The following is a 24,752-nucleotide window of genomic DNA, read 5'->3' as shown; positions in this document are numbered from 1 at the left end:
ACTTTAAACCCTAAACCATGGTTTAGTGCAACACTTTTAAGGAGCATTTTTATGAAAAAAACATACACGATTAAAGAAGTCGCCGATTACTTCAACTTACCTATTTCAACTATTCGCTATTACGATAAGAAGGGACTCTTGCCTTTCGTTTCCAAAAATAAAGCTGGATATCGAGTTTTCTCAGAATCAGATTTTGGATTTATCAAAACTATCTGCTGTCTGAAAAACACTGGTATGCCAATTAAAGATATTCAAACTTATATTGGATTATGTATGCAAGGAACCAAAACAATTGATCAACGTAAACAGATGTTACAACAACATAAGCAAAACGTTTTAATACAACAACGGCTCTTAACTGAGAATCTGAAAGAAATTGATGTCAAAATTAATCGGTATGCATCCCCTGACTCTAAAAATATTATCAAGGCTCAAATCAAGTTTGTTAAAGACGAAAAAAAGGGCCTAAAATTAAAAGATCCTTTTATATAGGTAGAAACTTATTAAAGAATTGATGCTAATTTGTCGTCTTTAAATTGTCTGCGTAGTCGTTTGCCGACAACACTTTTTGCTGGTACATCCTTCTGAATTTGTTCATAAATGGCTCTAATTTCCTCTGGGACGGTTTCACGACTTGTCTTGTAGTAATTGACAACGCTGTGAGATAACTTGGCGATAACTTCAAAATATACTTTGTCGTCATTATTTCCCATTAAAGGACGGGCACATTCCTCTACTACTTTTTTTAATTCAGAATTATTTTTAATTGCTTGGTTGTTATATGCAGCACCCAAAATTTTTATTAGGTTATTACTTTTTTCATCCATAATATTATTTATGCCTTCTTTGATTTCACTCAAACCATATCTATTATAAGCACAGATGGGAATATTACATAATACTTTTGTTTTTACAGTTAATATTTCGAATGCTTCTCGATACTTTTAATTAATTCAGAAATTATGGCTTCTTGAAAAACAACACATTGCTTTTCTTTCATCAATAATTTAAGAGATAGTAATTTTTCGTTTTTTATACCTTTTAAAATATCGGTTTTGACACTTGATTCTTTCCAACTGGTTGTATATTTACAAACAAATAATTGATCAGACATACCGAAAAGATGAACCCTCTTGGGATACTTTTCAAGTATTTTTTGTGACATGACCAATCCGGCTGGATCAAGATCACTTGAATAGTAAATTTCAACATTATTTGGTAATAACTCAAGTAACTTCCACGTAGCATATTTAAACTGTCCACTAGTCATAATCAACGGTACGGTTTTGAACTTATCAGCAATTACTGCATAAACACTAGAATTCTCAATTAAAAAAACTTTATTACCTACAGTGGGTTCAATTATCTTCATCTTCATCATCTGCATAAGTGGAACATTCCAAATCATTTGATTATCTGCTGCAGCCTTAAAAATGGGCGAATCACCAGTCAAGTTTTTAACAGTCACAAAATTCAAAATATCATCCTTGACAATATTGACAGCTAGATATACGTCAATTTTGTCGCGACCTTTAACATCCATTGCCACTATACAATCATAAAAAATATTTCCTAATAGACTTCCATTATCCAAACTATGGGGATTTTTAAACAATTTATATGCAAAAACTGGTAGACGAGTTAATTTCGTTGGCAAACTTTTTAACGCTAATTCAACCTTTTGAAAATTACCAATACTTAAATCCCTTTTAAAATCCCGTTTAATTTTCGACACTGCCCGAAGTTTATACACTGTCGGTGCTATTTCTTCAAATTTAGAAAGATACTGTTGCCATCGAATCTCTGTTTTTGCATTGACATCTCTTTTGGTAAGTAATTTTTTTCCGATAGTAAATTCAATGACAGTTTTTAAATCAATTTCTCCAAATTTACTGTCATTATAAGCAGAAATAAATTCGGTTATCTGAAATCGGTCTGTTTTTCTCCATTTTGATTGGCTTATTCCAAGAAATAATAAAAGCGGTCCGACATCTTTCATATCTGACTTACTTATAGAACCTTTGAATTCTCCATAATGGTAATATTTTTTCGCAATTTCCTTAACTACGTGCAAAAGTTCAGGATCACCTTCAAAATAGACGACGGCTTCGCGTATTTTAGTATCCATTACTTTCAATCCTTTTCTTACCATCCCAGTGTAACTGAATAGCTGTTACCAAATCCCCATCTTTACCTTTATCTCTCAACAATTCATATGTATTAAGACTAGGTACCGTATCATACTCTGCCTGCAATTGTTGAGAAGTCATAATATAATTGAATCCTAATTGATCGATAGTTTTAAAAAGCTGACTAATATTACTTTCGTCAATTCCGGCAAAAGCTTCGTCCAATGTAATGATTCGAGGAGCGATCTCATGTGCATTGTTATAACGAGCTGACATAGCAACAAATAATGGTGTATACATCGTAATTGCTTTCTCACCACCCGAAAATTTGTTAAAAACAACCTTAGTCAATTGACGTTTATTTTTACCATTTTGCGTATAGAATATTTTAAATTGAAACCATTGACGATAATCTAAGGAATCCCTAAGTATTTTTGTCATTTGAATTTCTTGATTGTGATCTTCATAAGCAATCTTTTTTTCATTAATTTTGCTATTCAAAAAACTTTTAATTTTAGCTAAGTCTTGATGGTTCAAAACTTTGGGATCTTTTTTCAAAAGAGCAACACCTTCTTGATTCTCACTATTGCTCAATTCATCTGAAGGTTTAATTTCCCACTTGATACTAAGTTTCAAGTTAGAATTATTTTCCTGACGACTTAGTATCTGGTTCATATCTACAATCCAATCCTGAGCCTTATTTATGTTCTGTCTAATAACTTCACCCAGACTATCAAAGATAATTGCCCTGAATAATTCCTCTTCAGCTTCAGTCATCGCCTCACGGTTAACTTGAATTTGTTCTTTAAGCTGGTTATCTAGCTTAGTTATTAACTCATCAACGCCTGATAGCTCGACCAATACTTCTTGATGATGATTTAAGTACAATTTCCAAAAATCAATGTCACCCTTATTTTTAGGAAAATTTTTAATCCAATCTGGGGCATCTAAAGTATCTCTCGCTTTTTGTCTTGGTCTGAAGCTCAACAAACTATTACTCTGAGCACTAAATTTACTATTCATAATTTCAATATCATGATTTAAATTTTCAGAATCTATTGCTTCGTCTGTAATCAAATTATTCTTTAAATCCCTTTTCAAATCTTGATTAGATCCTGCTTCTAGGTATAGCTCATGATCCAAAGTCTCTACCAATAATTTTGAAAAGGGACGTTCAAAGTCTAATTTTTTTTGAATATTTACGATATTTGTTTTATTTTTTTCTGATTGTCCAGCTAAATCTTGAAGTTTGACATTATTCTCTTTTTGCTCATATCTAATTCGATCGATTCTATCACCTATTTCGACAAGTCGCTTTTTAATTCCGTCCAGATTACCAGCAATCCGTTGACGATCTTCATTTACCTTAATTTCAGATTGAATATCTTTAATATCACTAATAATTTGAGATAATTCTTTCTGCCTTACAATCAATTCCTTACCCATTCTAATCAATGATTCTTCTACATCCTTAATTCGTTCGATTAGATTATTAATATAACTTAGATCTTTGCTCCAATCATTGATTGAATTAATGTATTGTTGCATCTCATTTTTAGCCAATTCAAATGCTGACTTACTTTTTGAAATCGTCTGATAATTCTTACTTAATTGTTTAACTTCTAGAAAATCACGTTGAAGTTCTTCCTTGTCGTGCTCCAATCTTTCACTAAAATCTATAGTTGTTTTTGTTTGTGATTCAATATTTCTATTGATATCATCCAACCGGAATTTTAATTGAGATAAATTATCGTCTTTGGGTATTCGGATTATATCCTTTTCCAAAGCATCTATTTGATAACCTCTTTCGGTTAAAGAATTCTCTAATTTCTTCAATTGAATTAATCTATCATCAATTCTTTTTTGCAAATCTTCTATTTTAGATTTACGAAAACGTTCTTGTGCCGTGGCACCAATAAATTGTGCTTCGTAGTCGTCCTTCGCTTGTCCAACTAAGATTCCCACTTGAAATTCACCATCTGGCGTAATAACAACATCAACATCAGTACTATCTTTGTTAACAGCTATACTGCTCAATAAGTCATATATTAGTGATTCTGGAATTATTGTTTCAAAATCAATGTCAGGTTTTAAATAATCCATCAAAGTCGGCATAAACATTTTAGGATTGGCTTGCAGGGTTGTATCACCAATTGTAATTTCTCCGTCTGGCGAAACCAATCCGTCCAAAATACCACTTTCTAGTAAAGCGCCTTCTATTTGATTTGCAATTGAAGTATCAATATTTTCTTTAAATTCCAAAAATTGATAGAAGGGAATCAACTCTTGATTCTGTCTAATCTTTTTACGATGCTGCAATCGCTCTGGCACGGGATATTTTTGTGCTCTAATTTCATCTTGTTCTGTTTGAAGCCCTTCTATCTCTACATTAATATTATCAATATTGTAATTAATTTCTTGAATTGAATTTTGTATGCTTCCTTTTTGCTCGTTAAGCACGCCTATCAAGGGCTCAATTACTTTCGATAATCTTGGCATATCACGAGTATATATTTGATCTAAATTAGTTTGGATTATTCCAACCACATCTTTGTCAATTTCAAAGCTTAAATTATCGCTATATTTCTGAAACATTTGTTTTAAATTAAATAGTTCTTCATCATATTGTGATTCCCAATTTCTTTGTTTCATTTTATAGTCATCTAATTTTTTATTTTCGTCTTCCAATTGTCTATCCAATTGATTAACGTTTTTCTGACTCCACTCACACTCTTGATACTTATTGACTATCTTTTCTAAGCAACCCAGATTTTCAAGAGAATCTTTTTTCCATTGCGCAATATCAATACTTTGGTAATCACTTGCCACTAAAAAAATCTGCTTATGTTGTCTACCAAAACCAGACTTAACAGCTAAATATTCAAGAGTCTTGGATAATTGCGTAAAATCTTCTTCAGTGTTCACTTCTTTTTTCTTTAAATCAGATATTTTATCTTGATGTTTTTTTATATCGCCTTCGTAAATCGAAATCCTGCCATTTTTATTATTTTTATTTTGATTCATCTGTGAAAGTTTTTGGTTTAACTTTTTGGCTTCCTCCACTAAGTTAAATCCCTCATTACCTGCTAACTTTTCTTTTAATTGGATATTTGAATCAAGTTCTCTACCCAAATCAATGTTGGACTCATTAATTGAATCCCGCCTATTTTCAATTTCTCTATGTTTTGAATCCAATTGAGAAAGTTTCCGTGTTAAATTTTCAGCCTGTTGAAGATGATCTTCTGTAACGTGTGCTAAAGCAACTAGTTGATGATGCCTATAATTTGTATACGCTTCTAGTAATGGCTGTAATTCTTTTTTCTGATATTTAATTTGATCAATATTTGCATTTGCTTGATCTATTTGGTCCAATGTTCTTGCGCTGGCCTGAACATTATCTTCGGTCAGACTGGGTAGAGAATCAGATAAAATGCTTTCAAGCTTAGCTGGTTTCAAATCATTATTTAACTTTGGATTTCGTAATTGAATCAGTAATTTGATAGTATTTTCCAAGTCGTCAATATTTTTAAATCCAAAAATATTTTCGCTAATATAATTTGCATATTCTTTTTGCGAATTAAAGACTTGCCCACTACCTTCTATCCTGTTTTTCAACTGTTTCTTACTCAATGTGATAGCAGAATTTGTCGTTTCATTAATCATTAAAGAAAAATCTGAACCTATTCTCCGACCATCGTTTATCACGAAGTACCAACGATTAAGATTGGTGGATTTTCTTCCGCCATGCATCCCGATACCGGTGGTAATATATTGCTCTCCAATTTTATATTCAGCCCATAAATATCCAACCCCTTCTTTATTTTTCCCATTTACATCCACATCACCTAAAAAGTAATCAATCATTTTTTTATCACGGCTACCAAATGAGTCTAATCTACTAGGTTCAACATTACCGTCTAAAAGAATCGGCATCAAACTCTGCATGGTGATAGACTTACCAGCCCCATTCCTACCTCGAAATAGTAGATGACCATCACTCAATTCAAAAACCTGATTTTGATAATACCAAAAATTAATTAGACCCAATCGATTCAAAACAAATTTATTTTCCATATTTTTTCCTACTTACTTAGTAGTAAACTCCCCATTCAGACGAGCAAATATTGGCGTGATTACCAATAAACCATCACTTTGAAATATCAAACCATCATTGACCGTCTGCATTAACAACTCTTTTGATATTGATTCAAATGATTTTTCTCGATAAGTTTTTGACAATAACTCTTGATTTTTCTGCGCAACTTCAGAAACAATACTTTGCCATTGTGTGAGGCTTAAATGAAGCTGACCAAATTCATCTGGTACAAAACTTCGATTTCTAAGCTTTGACCCTATTAACATTAATAGATCCCCACTACTACTACTGTCAGGTATATACCTAATTCCAATTCGTCGATTCTCACTCACTAATATTCCAAGATTCTTTGAAAGTTCAAACTCATAAAATGAATTGACCTCAAAAAATTTGGTCAAACGTTCTTGTTCATTTCGCATATACCTAAATAAGGATTCTGTTTCCTCGGTTCGACAAATTCCGACTGACAAGAGTAATCTTTGGATCACCTGCATACTAATATTCTTAGTTTCGCTTATAGGAACTAACTGAGTATAATCAGTTAACGACTGTAAACTTTTCGAAAACATATTTAAAAAGTACCTAGAATAGTTAGTTGCGTTAAACAATGCCACCCGTTCCTCATTTCTATCAAAATCATCAAATTTTCCGTCCAAGATAGTAATTATCTTTAAAACAATCATCTGTTGTAAAACACGAACAAGCCTTTTTCGAATATGGTACTGTGTCCAATCTAAATTATTAGGCATGGTCCTTTTTAAATAGCTAGTCAAATCTGGCAGTATAAATGGGGATTCCGGCCCATTCTCTTCAACAAACGCCATTGCACATGCAAACATCACATAATCACTAGTCTCATTAAATCCTTTAATACCCATAAATGCCTCTGGATGGTATGGCCTTTTCTCTATCTTTGCAAAATGTGCATTCAAAATTAAAGCCATACTCAAATCATTGTTACAAATTTTTTGAATATCCTTCGAATGTTTTTTTATTAATCGAAAGGTTTCTTGATTGTCCTCTTCTAAAATTACGTGAGCTTCTAATAATTTATCAAGACAAATTTTTACGTCTTCATCATCTTTCATTATGATATTCTCTCAACAATTTTGAATTTCGCATCAGGGAGTGTTAGATACCCATCATCAAATTCAATAGTAACTTTCTTCTCAGAGTTAATTTCGATTTCAAAAATCCATCCTAGTTGTGTAGAAACTCGATGATTATCTGTCATTATTGCGACAGAAAAATACCTTATCAATTCATGTCTTATTTTTTTCGGTAAAAACTTATTGTCTGACAGGACTAATTCTCCGTTATTTAAATAGCTTTTCCAAAGCTGTTGGCTTTTATTGTGTTCTTCTAGTTTCTTTTTTCTAACTTCTTCTTGTTTTTCTGAATCGATTATAAATGATTGGTTAGCCACGCGAGGACGATTCTTACGACTCTTAGAAATTAATCCTGTAGTAGGTACTGTCATTTTCCAAATATCGTCCAATTGACTAGTAATATCCATATTCGATGATTGTATATGTCTTGTTTTACTTGTACCAAACAACGTTGCTGATAATTTATTTGCTTTGAAAAAACTTTTTTCTTCAGATTCATCACTGTCAACTAATACTTGAAACCATTCTGCAATTTTTAAGTAATCCTTAGATCGACTGTGCTGTTCCATATTACTTTCAGTAATGGCTTGAATAATGTTAGTCACCCGACTCATAGCCTCATTAGTTTGGTTAATTAAATTAGTATATTCACTTTCACGAACGTCAGTATCTATAAACCAATGACACATAAATTCCCAAGTATCACGAACACGCTTTCCAATATCTTTTATGTCCTGTTGTCCAAAGCTCAATTTGTTGCTGTCATGTGTTTCCTGAAGTTTAACTATATTCATAATTGTCTCCTGTGAAACAGAATTCAATGCCACTTTTATTTCAACGCTAGTTTGTTGCATATTTCTAACAAATTCACGCAAATACTTAATGAATTTTAGTTTATAAACCAAAAATTCAGTTGTTTGCATTAAATCCTCTACCTTACTACTGGTCAAATATGCAATATAGCCAGTTGCGTTCCTACGTATCTTATCAAATCGAGTTTGTAGATCATCCCAACCATCAAGTAAATCTTGATTTGATAGTGAATCAATATCCTTTAAAGACTCTAGAAAGCGTTTGAACATATGTGAATCGAGATCACCTGAACTCTCATCCTCTTCTGGAAGTGCTTGAATAAATTCCTCAACTTCAATTCCAACAGTTGTAATTTGGTAACGAAAATGTTTGTTACGATATTCTTCAATAGTTTTCGGTTGACTCATTTCTTGCTGAACCGACAAATTTCCCCACTCAACTAATCCTGAAAGATCATTATCTAATTGATTAGATGTATATTCACTTAGACCTGATACTTGAACACCTTTCAAAATATCTTTTTTGTACAACAAATTATTCATTCGTTGATTTTGAACATAAAAAAAACGCATGATTCGACGATATCGATCTACATTATCAGCATTTAAATATGTGACTTGTCTTACCTTTTCGAAATCACTCATTTATTCACTCCAAACTGTATTGTTAGTAACATTGGAATTGTATAACATTACGAAAACTGATATACGGATTTTTCACTTAATCTGTAACTTTTGTTTTCAACAGATAATCTATATAATTCCTAGAAAAATTCTCTATTTTCTAATAAAAAAAGGCGCCACCTTAATAGGTAGCGCCTTTTCCTTAATAAACTTTCAAATTTATTATTTATCTGATTTATCAGTAACGTCCTTACGACTGTAGTTAGCAATATCGGCAACGACACTGTCAACGAACATCTTAGCGTTTTCTGATTCTGAATCTTCTTCACCATATTTTCTAACTGAAACTGTGGCGTTCTTTGTTTCATCATCACCAACAACAACTGTATATGGAATCTTCATTGTTTGTGAATCACGGATCTTGTAACCCATCTTTTCATCACGGTCATCAACTTCGGCACGGATGTTCTTAGCACGTAGTTCTGCAAGAATTTCGTTAGCGTAGTCTGAGTGAAGTTTTTGGTTAACAGGAATGATACGTACTTGTTTTGGAGCTAACCATGTTGGGAAGGCACCTTTGTAAATTTCAATTAGGTAAGCAATAAATCTTTCCATAGTTGAAACGATACCACGGTGAATCATAACTGGTCTGTGATCTTGTCCATCAGCACCAACATATGTTAGTTGGAACTTCTCTGGTTGCATGAAGTCTAATTGGATTGTTGACAATGTTTCTTCATTACCTAGAGCTGTCTTTGTTTGAACATCAAGTTTTGGACCATAGAATGCGGCTTCACCTTCAGCTTCATAGTACTTAAGACCAAGATCATCCATAGCACCTTTAAGCATTGATTGTGACTTGTTCCACATTTCATCGTCATCGAAGTACTTAGCAGTATTTGCTGGGTCACGGTAACTTAGACGGAATGTGTAATCGTTGATATCAAAGTCTTTGTAAACTTCAACCATCAATTGTAGTGTACGTTTAAATTCTTCTTGAATTTGGTCAAGAGCAACGAATGTGTGACCATCATTAAGTGTCATTTCACGAACACGTTGTAGTCCTGACAAAGCACCTGATTTTTCGTATCTGTGCATCATACCAAGTTCAGCGATACGTAGAGGTAGGTCTCTGTATGAACGGTTGTGGTGGTTGTAAATTTGGATATGTGAAGGACAGTTCATAGGACGTAGTTCAAGCATTTCGCCATCACCCATGTCCATTGGTGGGAACATGTCTTCACGGTAGTGTTCCCAGTGACCTGAAGTCTTGTAAGCATTCAAGTTCATAAGGATTGGTGTGTAAACGTGTTGGTAACCCCAAGCAACTTCCTTGTCGATGATATATCTTTCAATGACACGACGGATTGTAGCACCATTTGGCATCCAGTATGGAAGTCCGGCACCAACTTCTGGGTCAACGAAGAATAGGTCAAGGTCACGGCCAATTGTTCTGTGGTCACGTTCTTTAATTTCAGCACGGCGTTTAAGATCAGCTTTCAAGCCGTCTTCCTTGTAGAAGGCTGTACCATAAATTCTTTGTAGCATTGGGTTACTTGACTTACCTTGCCAATAAGCACCGGCAACTGAAAGTAATTCAAAGTGTTTCAAAGATTTAAGGTTGTTAAGTACAGCGTCATAACCGAAGTCAACAAATCCATCTAATGTATATACAGGAATTTGAACTGATTCGATGGCATCAACCAATGACAACTTGTATGGATCATCCTTGAACATTGCTTCAAGATCTTTCTTATCCATCATTGATCTTTCAATCTTATCGTTGTTCTTGATAATCTTGTTCATCAAAGCTGTGATTTCTTTTAGTTCATCGACACTGATTTGTCCTGATTTACTATCAGTATCAACGTAGAAACCATCATCATTAGCTTGTTTTTCACCGAAGTGAAGGTCTTCTTTGAAACTCTTAGCTGCAGCAGAGAATACTAAAGCAGCAGTGTTTCTTAGAACCTTTTGTGCATCTTCTTTATCTTCAGCTGAAATAATTTCAATCTTAGCATCTTGCTTAATTGGACTTTCAAGATCAACTAAAGTGTCGTTTAATTTACCAGCAACAGCTTTTTTGCCTAGTGATGTGCTAATTGACTTAGCAACGTCTAAGGTTGTAGTGCCTTCGTCAAACTCCTTAACTGAATCATCTGGGAATGTTAACTTGATTTTTGACATTGACTATTTTCCTCCTAAAATTTGATAACAAAAAATACGTCCCTGAAGTAAATCCATATACTTAAATATGCACATACTTCAGGGACGTATCTTATACGCGGTTCCACCCACTTTAAAACTGTATAACAAATAACAGTTTTCACTCATTTGGTTATAAAGTAACCGACAATTATACAGTTTTATGTGAAAGTGGTAACTCCAGTAATGGGTAAGCTTTCAGTAATCGTACCCTCCCTGAATAGAACCGAAGTGTTATCTTTCATGGCTTTATTGAAACATTTATTTTTAGATATTGCAAGTTATTTTTCAAATCTTCTGTTTTGGCCAGTCACAATAACTTCACGAGATAAGTACTTAACTCGTTCCATGATACGCTTAGCCTTGACAGGTTCTTCCTCGCCTCGTTGGTTGATAGCAAGGTGTTTCTCTAACTCTTTCATTGAAAAGTTGGATGAAAAGAAAGTTGGTAAATTTTCTTGCATACGATACTGCAAAATAACTCCCAAAACTTCATCTCGAATCCAACTAGACATTGAATCAGCCCCGATATCATCGAGCATGAGAATCTCGGCACCTTTAACTTTATTAACTTTTGCCAAGACAGTATTTGATCCAATCGAATTTTTCATTTCTACCGCAAAAGTTGGAAAATGCATCATTGTCGTGTGAACATCATTCTTGAATAACTCATTGGCAATCGCACCAAGTAAATAAGTTTTACCAACGCCAAAGTCCCCTGCCAAATATAAACCTGGCACGAAACCTTTTTGATTCAAATAGTTGTCGATAAAGTCGAGTGACTTGCCAAGTGCTTCTTGACGGCCTTCGCCATTGTAATCATCCAATTTGGCACTTCTGATATCAGATGGCATATCCATCAAAACAAAGCCAGATTCGTACTGATTGCGTTTCTCACGATTCTGAGTTCTTTCGTTGGGATAATAAGCCACTTCGATGTTGTGATTGCTGACAGTCAATTTTGGATAATAGTCGCGTGACAATTCACTGGCATGATTTTTATTGTTATAAAACTCATAAATACTGGCAGCACTTGTCGAAATAGCGTCAGGATTAATTTCATCGCTATTATCTTTCAAAAATTGTTGAACGTCAGGATCTTTTAAAGCACCGTTAAGAAGACGGCGATAATCCTCCGTCAAATTTTTTGAATTTAAATATTCTGCCAGTCTGTTACCTAAATTTTCCATGCTTAATTATCCTTATTTCTTAGTCTGTTTAAGCGATCTTGCATCTCGCTGTGACTATTTTGTTGGTTCTGATTATTTGGAACTTTTGCCTTGTATTTGCTCCAGTCAGTTGCCTGTTCGACTTTACGATTCTTATTGTTATTATAGCGACGCTTAGGATTACGAGGCTTAGTTTGAAAGTCATTGATCCGTTTCAAAGCTTGCTCTGGGGTTTGGATATTATTTTGTTGCCAATCATTGGCCATAGTTTCCATCAGTGGCGATGTTAACGTTGGTGAATTCTGCAAAATGTAATAGACCATAATATTTAAAACTGGTGCTGACAAATATGTTTTCATTGCCATATCACGCAGAGCACGAGACTCGACAGTTCCAACGAACCCGCCGCTCTTTTGCTTCTGAGCAGCCAGAAAATCGGCCGGAGTCATCGTCTTAGCCTGTTGCAAAATCAACTGGTCAGCACGGTTCAGATTAGTCTCAGCATCCTTAGGAGCCTCTTCAACGGTCGGAGCTTGCTGTTTAACAGAAATGTTGGCATTCTTCTCAAAACGGTCCTGAACAGAATGTTTTAATCGAACTGGGTCAATTTTATTATGAACGATATCACAAGTCTTACCAATCAAATCAATCAAGACCATTTCATCCAAGCCGTAAAAAGCATGCAAACTGAGAATTAACTCTTGATTTTCCAAGAGGTTATCCGGATGAATCCGATATAATTGTTGAATTCGATCAGAAATCAGTTCCCAATCCAATGGTTCAACTTCTTTGGCACTCAAAGTTGGCTTCTGGGAGCTGACAGTTGATGTGAAATTATTCTGAGCATTCTTAACTTCAGTTGGTGTGTTGATCAAATCGCTATTGCTCAACTGGAATACTTCCAAGAAGTCCTTCGTAATCTCGTGTGAATTATTCAAAATCAAATCTGAATGGGCATATTTATCAGCTAATAAACGATATTTACTATCACTAACTTGCTCATATAAGAAAATACTCATCAAATCATCTTTGAAAAAGTCGTCTGGTGACAATGGTTCAAACAGTTGATACACATAGTATGGGCCAAGGTCATCCTTCTTTTCAAATGTTCGCAACAATCCTAACGCTTCAGCTTTGATGCGTGCTTCGTAAAAACGTTTCAAATCAATTCCTAAAAGGCTCAATAACTCAGCATGACTTTTACGCTGGGTTACCAATTCCTTATTAGGCAGTTTTTCCCACAATAAAAGATAGAGACTAAAAGCCTCTGTTCCCAAAATGGGCAAATATAAATCAGTTAAAACGTGGCGGTCATCATCATTGAGATGACCATTGGGCAAACACCAATAGCCTACTAGTGGTGTAAACTTTTCTGATCCAAAATTACTTGTAGACACTGGCATCCCTCTTATTTCTTATCAATTTTATTTCCGTTTGCCATCATTTCTTGAACTTCTTTCATGAAACTATTCATGTCTTTAAATTCACGATAAACACTAGCGAAGCGGATATAAGTTACATCATCAACCTTGGCTAAAATTTTCATGACATGCTCACCGATAATTTGTGAACCAATTTCACTCTCACCGTTAGCCCTGATTTCATTTTCAACCTTATCAACGATATCGTTCATCTGGTCCATAGTAACTGGACGTTTTTCAGCTGCACGCACAATACCGCGTAACAACTTCTCGCGACTGAATTCTTCACGATTACCATTCTTCTTGATAACTAATAATGGTGATTTCTCTAATCTTTCAAACGTTGTAAATCTTGTACCGCAGTTCTCACATTCACGGCGTCTTCTAATAGCGCGTCCTTCATCGCTGGGACGACTATCAATAACTTTTGATGAATCATGATGACAATGTGGACAAATCAAAATTCCAACCTCTTTTCCAATTTAAAGTTGTGACATTAACTTTTCAAATTCTTGTTTAAGCTGTGTTAAATCTCCCGAATTATCAATGACAAAATCAGCACGATGCTTCTTCTCATCCATTGACATCTGGGAATTAATTCGATCTAAGGCAACTTTTTCAGATAAATTATTACGCTTCATGAGACGGTCTAATTGAATCTCTGGACGCTCGTAAAGACTGATAACGCCGTCAAAATAATCCTCATAACTACCTTCAAATAACAATTGTATTTCAAAAATGGCAATTGTTTTACTCGTAGATCTTTTAATCAGCGCAATTGTCTCTAAAATTTTCTCTTTAATTAAAGGACGCGTAATGTGATTCAATTTTTCCAATTCGGCACTGTCGCTAAAGACAATTGATCCCAACTTAGCTCGATTTAACGTTCCATCGCCATTCAAAACTTGTTGCCCAAACTGATCGACAATCTGTTTTAAACCTATAGAATTTGGAATAACTACTTCACGAGCAAATGAATCGGCATCGAATATTATGAAACCGTGGTCCTTAAACATCTTCAAAACTGTTGATTTACCGGCAGCAATTCCACCAGTTAGTCCGTAAATTTTACTCATTTGATAACCTGACACTTAGGGCAAAAATGTGTTCCACGCCCACCAACTTTGATTTTTTCAATGTCAGTTCCACAACGTGGACAAGGTGTCCCTTCCTTACCATAAACTTTCAAACTATTTTGCATATTACCTTTGTGACCAGTTGCGTCGACGTATGAACGAACCGTTGAACCACCCGAGGCAATAGCTTTTTCCATTTCTTCATTGGACACTTCGATAATATTTTGAATATCAGTATCATTCAAATGATTGGCTGGAGTTTCAGGGTGAATCTTAACCTTCCACAAAACTTCATCAACATAAATGTTACCCAAACCGCTCATCACTGACTGATCCAATAAAACAGTCTTAATATCCTTGCGATGGCGCATAATACGAGGTTTCAAATTATTAAAGGTAAATGCAGTTGAAAGTGGCTCTGGACCGAGCTTTTGAATCGATTTATTGTTCTCCAAATCGTCAGTATTCCACAGTTGCATCCGACCAAATTTTCGAACATCATTATAAATCATTTTTTGACCATTATCTAATGTAAAAATAGCGTGTGAATGTTTGTCAATTGCGCTAGGATCAGCCGAAATTCGATAGCGACCTTCCATTCGTAAGTGACTGATTATCGTATACCCATTATCTAAATGAATCAACAAAAATTTTGCTCGACGACCAATATCGGTAATCGTTGTTCCTGTAACGAATTCTTTGAACTGGTCAACATCCCCAGTAATCAAATTTTGATAACGAATCTCGACATTGGTAATTTTTCGTCCTTTAACTTGGGAAATCAAACCACGTCTAACAGTTTCTACTTCTGGCATCTCTGGCATATTATTAACCTACTTTGCTTCATACCAAGTCTTACCGTGGGCAGTTTCAACTTTCAAAGGCACATCAAGTTTGACAGCTGAGTCCATCACGCTTGGTACTATTTTTTCTAAAGTTTCGATTTCAGATTTTGGAGCTTCAAAAATCATTTCATCATGTACTTGTAATAATAAATTAGCTTGCAAATTTTCTGCTTTAAGTTTCTTTTGCATATTGATCATGGCTACTTTAATAATATCGGCAGCACTACCTTGAATTGGCGTATTCATCGCTGTTCTTTGAGCAAAGTTTCTGATATTAAAGTTACTTGAGTGAATATCTGGTAAGTAGCGACGACGGTGCATAATTGTTTCAACATAGCCGTTCTCACGTGCATATTTAACAATATCGTCCATATATTTCTTAACGCCAGGATATTGTTCAAAATACGATTCAATAAAGGCTGCCGCTTGTTTTCGACTGATACCGATATTTTGTGACAAACCATAATCACTAATTCCATAAACGATACCAAAATTAGTAGCTTTAGCTTGACGACGCATATTTGGCGTTACTTCATCCGTACTATTCAAGCCAAAGATTCTCATAGCCGTATGGGCATGGATGTCGTAATCTTCCTTGAAGGCTTCTTGCATGTGTTCATCACCGGAAATGTGTGCCAAGACACGCAATTCAACTTGTGAATAATCGGCAGAGAAAATCTCCCAGTCTTCATGTTGCGGAACGAAAGCCTTTCTAATCTGCTTACCTTCATCAATTCGAATCGGAATATTTTGCAAATTAGGCTCAATTGATGACAAACGTCCAGTCTGTGTCAACGTCTGTAAATAAATTGTGTGAATTTTGTTATCAGGTTGCACAAATTTTTGCAAGCCAACAACGTAAGTTGATTGAATTTTTGAAATTTGACGATAATCCAAAACCATTTGCACAACTGGTGACTTATCTTTCAATTTTTCCAAAACATCAACTGAAGTTGAATAGCCTGTCTTAGTCTTCTTAACAACTGGCAACTTCAAGTCTTCAAACAAGACGACACCTAATTGTTTAGGTGAATTGATGTTAAATTCTTTACCAGCTTCTTGGTAAATCTTCTTTTCAATTTCGGCTAAACGAGTCGCAAAACTGTTTTCCATTTCCTTTAATTTTGAAACTTCAACCGTGACACCCTTAATTTCCATATTAGCCAAAACAATAGACAATGGTAATTCAATCTCATCGTAGAGACTGTCTTGATCATTTTCTTTCAACTCAGCCAACATTTTATCTTTCAAACTGTCGATAATCTGAGCTTTTTGAGCCAAGAAATTCAACAAAACATCGGTATCTTCGGGAACAGCCTTCTTAACACCTTTGCCATAAAACTCTTCCTCAGAAGGTAAACTGAGATTGTAATTCTTAGCTACTAAACCAATATCCTGCTTGTTGTCATTAGTATCGAGCAAGTATGCAACCAACAACATATCAAAGCTAATACCATCCAAATCACAGCCATAACGATGCAATAACGCTATCGTACGCTTGTTATCAAAGAGATACTTTTCCTTAGATTTATCAGCTAACCAAGCCTTTAAATCAGCGTTTTCAAGGATTGAAACATCTGCTGTTCCGTAATAATTTTTACCATCAGAAATGGCAATTCCAACGATTGGTGCCAAATGATAATTCTCACCGAAACCTTCAACAATCAATGTTTGTGGTTCAGTATTTTGAACAATTTTTGCGATAGTTGCTTCATCCAAAGGTTGAACCTTGATATCTGCCAAAGCTTCAGAAGTATCTTCTTGAGGTACATCCAATCGATCAAGGAACGTCTTGAAATTCATCTTTTGATAAAACTGAATCAATTCTTCTTGATTGTCGCCGTGATATTCAAGATCACTAACAGTCAATTCAACTGGTGCTTCCAAATTGATAGTAGCCAGTTTTTTACTTAAGAAAGCTTTATCTTTATCATTGATTAAATGCTCTTTTAACTTGCTTTTCTTCATTTCATCGACATGTTCATAAATACCTTCAACACTGCCGTACTCGTTGATTAGCTTGATAGCAGTCTTTTCGCCGACTTTTTCAACCCCAGGATAATGATCCGAAGTATCACCCATCAAACCTTTCATATCGATAATTTGTTTAGGCGTTATGCCTAATTTTTCTTGAACATGTTCAGGTGTATAGGCTTCAGTCTCCGTTACACCTTTGACATTAACTTTAACCGTAACTTTATCAGTCGTTAACTGAGTCAAATCCCGATCTCCGGTAATAATTGTCACATCCATACCGTCAGCTTCAGCCTTACGGGACATAGTTCCGATGATATCGTCTGCCTCGTAGTCGGGCAAATCGTAAGTTTTAATACCACGATAACTCAACATTTCTTGAATCAATGGCAATTGTTCCATCAATTCTTGTGGAGTCTTGGCACGAGTGCCTTTATAATCCTCAAACATCTTCGTTCTAAAGGTAGTCTTTCCAGCATCAAAGGCAACCAAAACATGCGTTGGCTTTTCATCTTTCAAGACCAACTCCAACATGTTGTTAAAGGCGTAAAGTGCGTTCGTATGAATGCCTTCGCCTGTGACAAACTTGTCTAGCACGTTGTGCATGGCAAAAAAGGCCCGAAATGACACACTATTTCCATCTATTAAAAGTAATTTTTTATTTTTTGACATATATTCTCCAATAAAACTGAAATTAACTAATTCTATTTTAACAAATCCTACTGTGTTGTAACAGATTAGCGGTGGTTTATTTGTTGGCCGTCTCCAGAGATGAGAGTATTCACCTGCTCTGCGGACCGAGCCGAGCCAAGGTCTCGTCTCTCGGTTTGAAGGCTTGCCAAAGTTCGGCAAGTCTCCAAACACGCCCGGTGGTGTAATGGCTAAAGCCATAACGCCACACCCACAGCTGGTGAATACTCTCATCCCTTCCGACTAATTTATTTTCTATACAGATTAACCCACTACAATTTCGAATCATCCGTACATCTAAAAAAGAAACTTAATACGACTATATTTATAAATAAATTCAATTTAACTGTGTTCCTAATTGATATGAACTGACTTCTTCAATACATTAGCTGGAGGACAAGATAGATTCAATTGCAGTGAAAGTTGTGTAAGAAAGGCGACTTTCCTTTCTTACACAAATGACGTATTTTGAGATTTGCGGTCTGTGCAAAGCTCAAAATCGAGGTTCGAGACCTTGGCTCGAACCAGTCTCACAGCATGCGAAATCTATCTTGTCCTCCGGCGGCAGTCTACAATAACGTTAAAAAAAGTCCAGATTCTTTCCGAATCAAGACTTTCTGATTAATTATTTTGTTTTTCATATCTGAAATAAATATAGATTATTGATACCAATACTAATAATGATAGAACAGTTAAAATAATAAAGTCAATTTTAGCACCTGCAATTGTGTTTAAAACTTCGTTATTTGTTCCACTAGTCAATGCCGCTGCTGTAATCACAACTGATAAAACATTGGTACCAAGTGAACCTGCATACTGCTGCATCATACTATAAAGTGAATTCTGATCAGACTTCTTGGGTCCTTTAACTTGAACGCTTCCGTCAGATAACATGACTCCAAAGCCCATACTAAAACCAATTCTAACTAATATGTAAATCCAAATTATCGCCATCATTGTTAGGCTTTCACTACGAATCCAGAATAATCCGGACCCCATGGTAAGCAATAAACCACTGATCAACAATGGTGACCACGCTCCCTTTTTATCGTACATATAGCCAGCAACTGGACCAAACGCTGCTCCTAACAATGAACCTGGCAACAACATTAATCCTGCCTGAGCGGAGTTTAGTTTCAAAGCAGTTTGAGCAAGTATCGGTAAAACGAATGATAAACCGATATTGATGAATTGCAAACTGAAGTATCCAAACAATCTTAAACGTAAAACAGGAAGCTTTAAAATGGAAAAATCAATCAATTGGCGTTTGCTTTGATGATTATACCAAGCAAATAATCCGACAATTACAATTGAACCTAAAACCCAGAGCAAGAATTGGCTGGAAGTCCAACCATAACGTCCCGCCTGATCAAACGTAAATAGAATAACTGAAAAAATAATTGCTAAACCTAATACACCTAAGTAATCAAATGAGATACCTTTCGTACCTCTAGCAGTCCCTCTGATTGTTAAAATTCCAATAACAAATAATAAAATAATCAATGGTAAGACACCGATAAAAATTTCTCTCCATGTCCAAATTCTATTAATTACACCCCCATAGGTTGGTCCTAAAGCCGGTGCTAATGAGATAACGACTCCAGCTAATCCAGTATAAAGGCCTAATCTTGATGAGGGAATTTCTTCAAAAATTAAATTGAACATTAACGGCGTTGATAAACCAGTTGAAACCGCCTGTAACAAACGACCTGCCATCAAAACTGGAAAATCTGGTGCCATCAAGCAAATTAATGAACCGATAAAACAACAAGCCACCGCAAAAATAAAAATCTTTAACGGATTAAATTTCTTTAAAACATAAGCAGTCGTGCTCATAACAATCGTTGTCAGCAATAAATACCCAGTCGTCAACCATTGCACTGTTCCTAAACTGACTCCTAAAATCTTCACCAATGTTGGAAATGTAACGTTCATCGAAGTCTCAATTAAAATACCAGTAAATGACAATAAACCAACCGCTAGGATTGACAATTTCACACGTGTAGATACGGAATTATCCAAAAAGCTTTACCTCTTTTCATACAAAAAGGCCATGACAATTTGCTCTGTCATAGCCTAACCATTAACTATACTTTACTATTTTAAAAAATTTATTGCTAGGGAAAATATTAATATACTTTGACACCCTTTTTATAAACAGCCTTATCAAGTTGTTGAACGGCTTTTACATCAGCTAACGGATCGGCATCAAGAACTAAGAAATCAGCAACTTTACCTTCTTGAATTGAGCCATAATCGTCATCAATTCCTAAAAGATGGGAGCTATTTTTGGTAGCAGAAAGTAAGGCTTCAACATTAGTTGCACCCACGTCTGTCAATAGTTCTAGTTCCTTTGGAATGTCACTAAATTTATTGAATGGCGTACCAGCATCTGTCCCAAATGATAATTTAACTCCGGCTGGAATGGCAACTTTCATACGAGCATAGAACAATTCTTTGAAACCTTTCGCCTTTTCAAGCATATATTCTGGCAATTTACCTTCACCATAAGCTGGAATCGAATATGTAGCAATAACAGTTGGTGTTAAATAAATATCTGTTTTCTTGATCAATTCAATGTCATCATCAGTTATCAAGCAACCATGTTCAATAGAATCAACGCCGGCGACAATTGCATTATGAATACCTTTTGAACCCTCGGCATGGGCTGCCACAGTCATGTGTTTATTGTGAGCTTCTTCAACCACAGTATCTAATTCAGCCATCGAAAGTTCAGTGTCATCAATTTTATCAGTAGCTGACATAACACCACCAGTTGCCATAACTTTGATATTCTTAGCACCTAATTTAAACTCTTCACGCACGGCATGACGCATTTCATCAGGAGAATCAACGATATGCCCCCAAGTGGTTTCACCATTAAGACCTTCAGTAAAGTCAGCGTGACCACCAGTAATTGACATTGGACGACCAGATGCCACAATTTCTGTTCCACCGAGTTGGCCTTCTTCTTGCAAACGACGTAATTTAATATCCACATCGAAAGCACATCCACAGTCACGAACGTAAGTTACTCCAGCTTGAAGAGCTTCTTTTAAGTTGTTCAACGCTGTGAAAGTTACTTCCGCTTCTGACAAATAATTCAACTTGTTAGTAATAGGATTCATCATCAAATGGACATGCGAATTGATCAATCCGGGCATGACATACTTACCTTCCAAATCAACAACCTTTTCCGCATCAGGAGCCGTATTGAAACCTAACTTAACAATCTTTCCTGATTCGTCATCAACAATAAACCAAGCTTGTTTTTGGATTTGTGGCGTTTCGCCATCGAATAAATTGAAGTTTTTATAAAGAGTTTGCATTAGTGTGTTCCTCCTAAAGAGTTTTTAGGTTGATTGCCATTACTCCACTGGTCCGCATTATCAGGTGAATATTTGTATCTCTGGAGATGGAAAATCCTTAACCTTTCGTTGAGTTTAAATTGAAATACTTTTGAGGTCAAAATATATAAATTATATTTGATATAATTATACTTTTTGTCTAATAACTACTTTATTAATTGCCATATTTCTGTGATTGTCGCAAACTTCGCGGTGTACTCAAAAACATTCTCACTAAATTTGAGGAGGTAGAAATATGACTTATCTATTATCTTTTACAGTTGTCATGATTTTCATATTAATTGGTGAATGGGCCTCTGCCGCCACTCGAGCTTTCGTCCCCTCGATTTTTATCACTGCGGTTCTTTTCGCCATTGGTTTTTGGACCATTTTGCCAAAGAATATCGTCACTCAAGCTTCATATACTCCTCAGTTCGTCAGTGTTGCCATGTCGCTTTTGCTAGTTCAAATGGGTAGTCTGATGGATTTGAAAGAATTAGCTAATCAGTGGAAAGCCGTCTGTATCGCTCTCCTGGGAGTCTCCGGCACCCTACTTTTCACACTTGTTATTGGATCATTTTTCTTCAACTGGAAAACTGTCGTCGCTGCCGTCCCTCCATTGACCGGTGGTATCGTTGCCGCTTTGTTAATGACCGATGGCCTAAAAGCTGCCGGAATCACGTCACTAGTAGCTTTGCCAGTTTCAATGTTTATCATGCACTCAATGGTTGGTTATCCATTGACCGCCGTCTTATTGCGTAAAGAGGGCAAACGTTTATCAGTTAAATATCACAACGAAAAAGACGACCCCAACTCTGAGGTCGCCCAAATTATTAAGAAACATAACATGTCTGAATCATCAACTAAACGAATGTTAAAACTACCAGATCAATTTCAAACCCCAGTTTTTATCATCACCAGAGTTGCCTTAATCGCCCTACTTGGTAACTGGGTAGCAAGCTTAACGCACGGAACAGTCAATGCCAACGTTCTCTGCTTAATCTTCGGCGTTATCGCCCACCAATTAGGCTTCATCGAAACCAATGCCTTAGACAAAGCCAAAGTATTCAACTGGTTAATGTATGGCTTACTATCTTACATTTTTGCACAATTAAGTTTAACAACCCCAGCCATTATTGGAAAAATTATCGTTCAAATCATCGTCTTGATCCTACTAGGAATCTTAGGAATGTTCGTAGCTTCATTCATCCTTGCAAAGCCATTTGGAATGAGCCGTGAAATGGCCTTCGCTTGTTCATTAACAGCCCTATTTGGATTCCCCGCCGATTTCATTCTGACAACTGAAATTTGCCAAACAGTTGCTCAAAGTGATGACGAAGAAGCCTATCTAACCGAATCAATCCTACCAAAAATGCTAGTTGGTGGTTTCGCAACAGTATCAGTAGCTTCAGTTATTATCGCATCAGTATTCCTTAAGCTACTTTAAGTATTCCGTCTACAGAACTGAGAAATATTCACAAGCTGTGCGGTACGGCCCGAGCCAAAATACGGTCTCGATCCTCGGCACACAAATATTTCCCAGCTCTTCCGACTAATCAATTGTTATAAATTGTATGCATGAATATTCAAACATTTTTATATTTAGTTGATTTTTTAATACTAAATCAAAATCGATACGAACATTTATAATAAATTATCAACTAACAACAGATACTTATGCGTTTAAAATACCCTAGCCGGAGGGGACGAGTGATAAAGACCTGCTGTGCAAGTGTCGTTATGGCTTTAGCCATTACAACACCGACGTATTTTGAAATTCGAGCGGTCTTCTCGAAGTTCAAAATCGAGGTTCGAGACCAAGGCTCGAACCGGTCGCATAGCGGGCTTTATCACTCGTCCCCTCCGGCGGCAATATATACAAAAAAACCAGCCATCATATAGATAGCTAGTTATATTTTTTATTGTTGATTAGGATTCAAAGTGCTTAACAATTGTTCATAAGCAGTTTCATACTTTTGAACATCCCCAGCACCCATGAAAATCATCACAGTATTGTGATAATCCAATAATGGTGATAGGTCATCAAGTGTTATAACTTGTCCACCCTTATGAATCTTGTCGCCAAGATCTTTACTTGTAATATCACCGTGGGCTTCACGAATTGAACCGAAGATGTTAGTCAAGTAAACTTCATCTGCCAAATCAAGTGATTTAGCAAAGTCGTCCATCAAGGCAAGAGTTCTTGTATAAGTATGTGGTTGGAAGACAGCAACAATCTTTTTGTCAGGATATTTTTGTCTAGCAGCATCAATCGTAGCCTTGATTTCTTGTGGATGGTGAGCGTAGTCATCAATGATAACTTGGTCAGCAACTTTCTTTTCGCTGAAACGTCTCTTAACACCACTGAATGTTTGTAATTCACGGTTGATCAATGCATGGTCAAGTTTTTCCATGTGACCGACACCAATAACAGCAAGTGAATTAAGAACATTGTGTTCACCGAACAATGGAACTTGGAAGTTACCAATATCTTCGCCATTAATAGTTACATCGAATGATGAACCTTTAACAGTACGTTTGATATTTGTGGCACGGATATAGTCAGATTCGTTCAAACCATATGTGTAAATTGGAGCATCAGCTTTAATAGTCTTAGCATGAGCATCTTCACCCCAGATGAAAATACCCTTCTTAGTCTTTCTAGCTTCTGACTCAAATGCATCAACAACATCGTTGATTCCACCGAAGAAATAGTCGGGGTGATCAAAGTCGATGTTTGTAATGATTAAGTAATCTGGTGAGTAAGCTAAGAAGTGACGACGATATTCATCAGCTTCGAAAACGAAGAACTTAGCATCTTTGATACCTTTACCAGTACCATCACCAATTAAGTATGAAGTCTTAGCAATACCACTTAAAGTATGTGCCAAAAGTCCAGTTGTACTTGTCTTACCATGTGATCCAGCAATACCAATTGATGTATAACCGTCAACCAATTTACCAACTAATTCAGGATATGTAATAACTGATAAATGCATATCATTAGCTTTTTTAATTTCTACTTGGTCATCACTAAAAGCGTTTCCTTTAACGATAGTCAAACCTTCGTGAATGTTATCTGCATCGAAAGGCAAGATTTTAATGCCTGCTTGTTCAAGACCACGTTGAGTAAATGTATATTTATCAATATCTGATCCTTGAACTTCATATCCGAGGTCCTTCAAAATAAGTGCCAAAGCACTCATACCAGTACCTTTAATTCCAACAAAATGATAGACTGTATTTTCCATAATA

At 35.8% G+C, this 24,752-nt stretch carries 17 protein-coding genes; 2 read left to right on the top strand and 15 right to left on the bottom strand.

The features are described 5' to 3' along the window. Positions 1 to 51 precede the first annotated feature (51 nt). Positions 52 to 492, top strand: a complete 441-nt coding sequence (locus AAA923_RS00760; protein ID WP_338213962.1) for a MerR family transcriptional regulator — start codon at positions 52 to 54, stop codon at positions 490 to 492. A gap of 11 nt (positions 493 to 503) precedes the next feature. Here AAA923_RS00760 and AAA923_RS00755 read toward each other — a convergent pair whose 3' ends face one another. From AAA923_RS00755 to AAA923_RS00690, 14 genes are all read right to left on the bottom strand, one after another. Beyond that, complete coding sequence (locus tag AAA923_RS00755; protein ID WP_041499541.1) at positions 504 to 827, bottom strand: bacteriocin immunity family protein; 324 nt, start codon at positions 825 to 827, stop codon at positions 504 to 506. 89 nt (positions 828 to 916) lie between these two features. Then, the gene (locus AAA923_RS00750) at positions 917 to 2,128 is read right to left on the bottom strand and encodes a DUF2399 domain-containing protein (RefSeq protein ID WP_338213960.1); all 1,212 of its coding nucleotides are present in this window, start codon (positions 2,126 to 2,128) and stop codon (positions 917 to 919) included. Then, positions 2,118 to 6,203: a TIGR02680 family protein gene (locus tag AAA923_RS00745; protein WP_338213958.1), complete on the bottom strand. Its 4,086-nt coding sequence runs from the start codon at positions 6,201 to 6,203 to the stop codon at positions 2,118 to 2,120. The genes AAA923_RS00750 and AAA923_RS00745 overlap by 11 nt, the downstream gene beginning before the upstream one ends. Positions 6,204 to 6,215: 12 nt before the next feature. Then, positions 6,216 to 7,313, bottom strand: a complete 1,098-nt coding sequence (locus AAA923_RS00740; RefSeq protein WP_338213956.1) for a DUF2398 family protein — start codon at positions 7,311 to 7,313, stop codon at positions 6,216 to 6,218. Then, entirely contained in the window at positions 7,313 to 8,791 is a 1,479-nt protein-coding gene (locus AAA923_RS00735) for a TIGR02677 family protein (protein ID WP_338213954.1), read from the bottom strand. Before AAA923_RS00735 ends, AAA923_RS00740 begins: the two co-directional genes overlap by 1 nt. Positions 8,792 to 8,992: 201 nt before the next feature. Continuing rightward, positions 8,993 to 10,957 carry a threonine--tRNA ligase gene (thrS, locus tag AAA923_RS00730; RefSeq protein WP_338213952.1) on the bottom strand — a complete coding sequence of 655 codons (1,965 nt, stop codon included), beginning with the start codon at positions 10,955 to 10,957 and terminating at the stop codon, positions 8,993 to 8,995. A 299-nt stretch (positions 10,958 to 11,256) separates the two neighbouring features. Further along, positions 11,257 to 12,165, bottom strand: a complete 909-nt coding sequence (dnaI, locus tag AAA923_RS00725; RefSeq protein ID WP_338213951.1) for a primosomal protein DnaI — start codon at positions 12,163 to 12,165, stop codon at positions 11,257 to 11,259. Between the two features lie 2 nt (positions 12,166 to 12,167). Next, entirely contained in the window at positions 12,168 to 13,541 is a 1,374-nt protein-coding gene (locus AAA923_RS00720; RefSeq protein WP_338213950.1) for a DnaD domain protein, read from the bottom strand. Positions 13,542 to 13,552: 11 nt separating this feature from the next. After that, positions 13,553 to 14,026 carry a transcriptional regulator NrdR gene (gene nrdR, locus AAA923_RS00715; protein WP_041499537.1) on the bottom strand — a complete coding sequence of 158 codons (474 nt, stop codon included), beginning with the start codon at positions 14,024 to 14,026 and terminating at the stop codon, positions 13,553 to 13,555. Between the two features lie 21 nt (positions 14,027 to 14,047). Continuing rightward, positions 14,048 to 14,641: a dephospho-CoA kinase gene (gene coaE / locus AAA923_RS00710; RefSeq protein ID WP_338213947.1), complete on the bottom strand. Its 594-nt coding sequence runs from the start codon at positions 14,639 to 14,641 to the stop codon at positions 14,048 to 14,050. Continuing rightward, the gene (mutM, locus tag AAA923_RS00705; protein WP_338213945.1) at positions 14,638 to 15,465 is read right to left on the bottom strand and encodes a DNA-formamidopyrimidine glycosylase; all 828 of its coding nucleotides are present in this window, start codon (positions 15,463 to 15,465) and stop codon (positions 14,638 to 14,640) included. The genes coaE and mutM overlap by 4 nt, the downstream gene beginning before the upstream one ends. Positions 15,466 to 15,474: 9 nt before the next feature. Next, the gene (gene polA / locus AAA923_RS00700) at positions 15,475 to 18,132 is read right to left on the bottom strand and encodes a DNA polymerase I (RefSeq protein ID WP_338213944.1); all 2,658 of its coding nucleotides are present in this window, start codon (positions 18,130 to 18,132) and stop codon (positions 15,475 to 15,477) included. Between the two features lie 639 nt (positions 18,133 to 18,771). Further along, positions 18,772 to 20,172 carry an MFS transporter gene (locus AAA923_RS00695; protein ID WP_338213943.1) on the bottom strand — a complete coding sequence of 467 codons (1,401 nt, stop codon included), beginning with the start codon at positions 20,170 to 20,172 and terminating at the stop codon, positions 18,772 to 18,774. Between the two features lie 107 nt (positions 20,173 to 20,279). After that, a complete protein-coding gene (locus AAA923_RS00690; protein ID WP_338213941.1) occupies positions 20,280 to 21,479 on the bottom strand; it encodes a metal-dependent hydrolase family protein in 1,200 nt (399 codons plus the stop codon). Between the two features lie 274 nt (positions 21,480 to 21,753). Between AAA923_RS00690 and AAA923_RS00685 the strand changes: the two genes are divergently transcribed. Beyond that, positions 21,754 to 22,944, top strand: coding sequence for a hypothetical protein (locus AAA923_RS00685; protein ID WP_338213939.1), 1,191 nt, complete (start codon positions 21,754 to 21,756; stop codon positions 22,942 to 22,944). A gap of 472 nt (positions 22,945 to 23,416) precedes the next feature. On the opposite strand, the gene murC is transcribed toward AAA923_RS00685, so the two are convergent. Continuing rightward, positions 23,417 to 24,748 (bottom strand): UDP-N-acetylmuramate--L-alanine ligase, encoded by a 1,332-nt coding sequence (gene murC, locus AAA923_RS00680; protein WP_041499529.1) that lies wholly within the window; start codon positions 24,746 to 24,748, stop codon positions 23,417 to 23,419. Positions 24,749 to 24,752: the final 4 nt, after the last annotated feature.

Source organism: Companilactobacillus muriivasis, from assembly GCF_036246245.1.
Classification (GTDB): domain Bacteria; phylum Bacillota; class Bacilli; order Lactobacillales; family Lactobacillaceae; genus Companilactobacillus; species Companilactobacillus muriivasis.
This window is presented reverse-complemented; position numbering and strand designations above follow the sequence as displayed.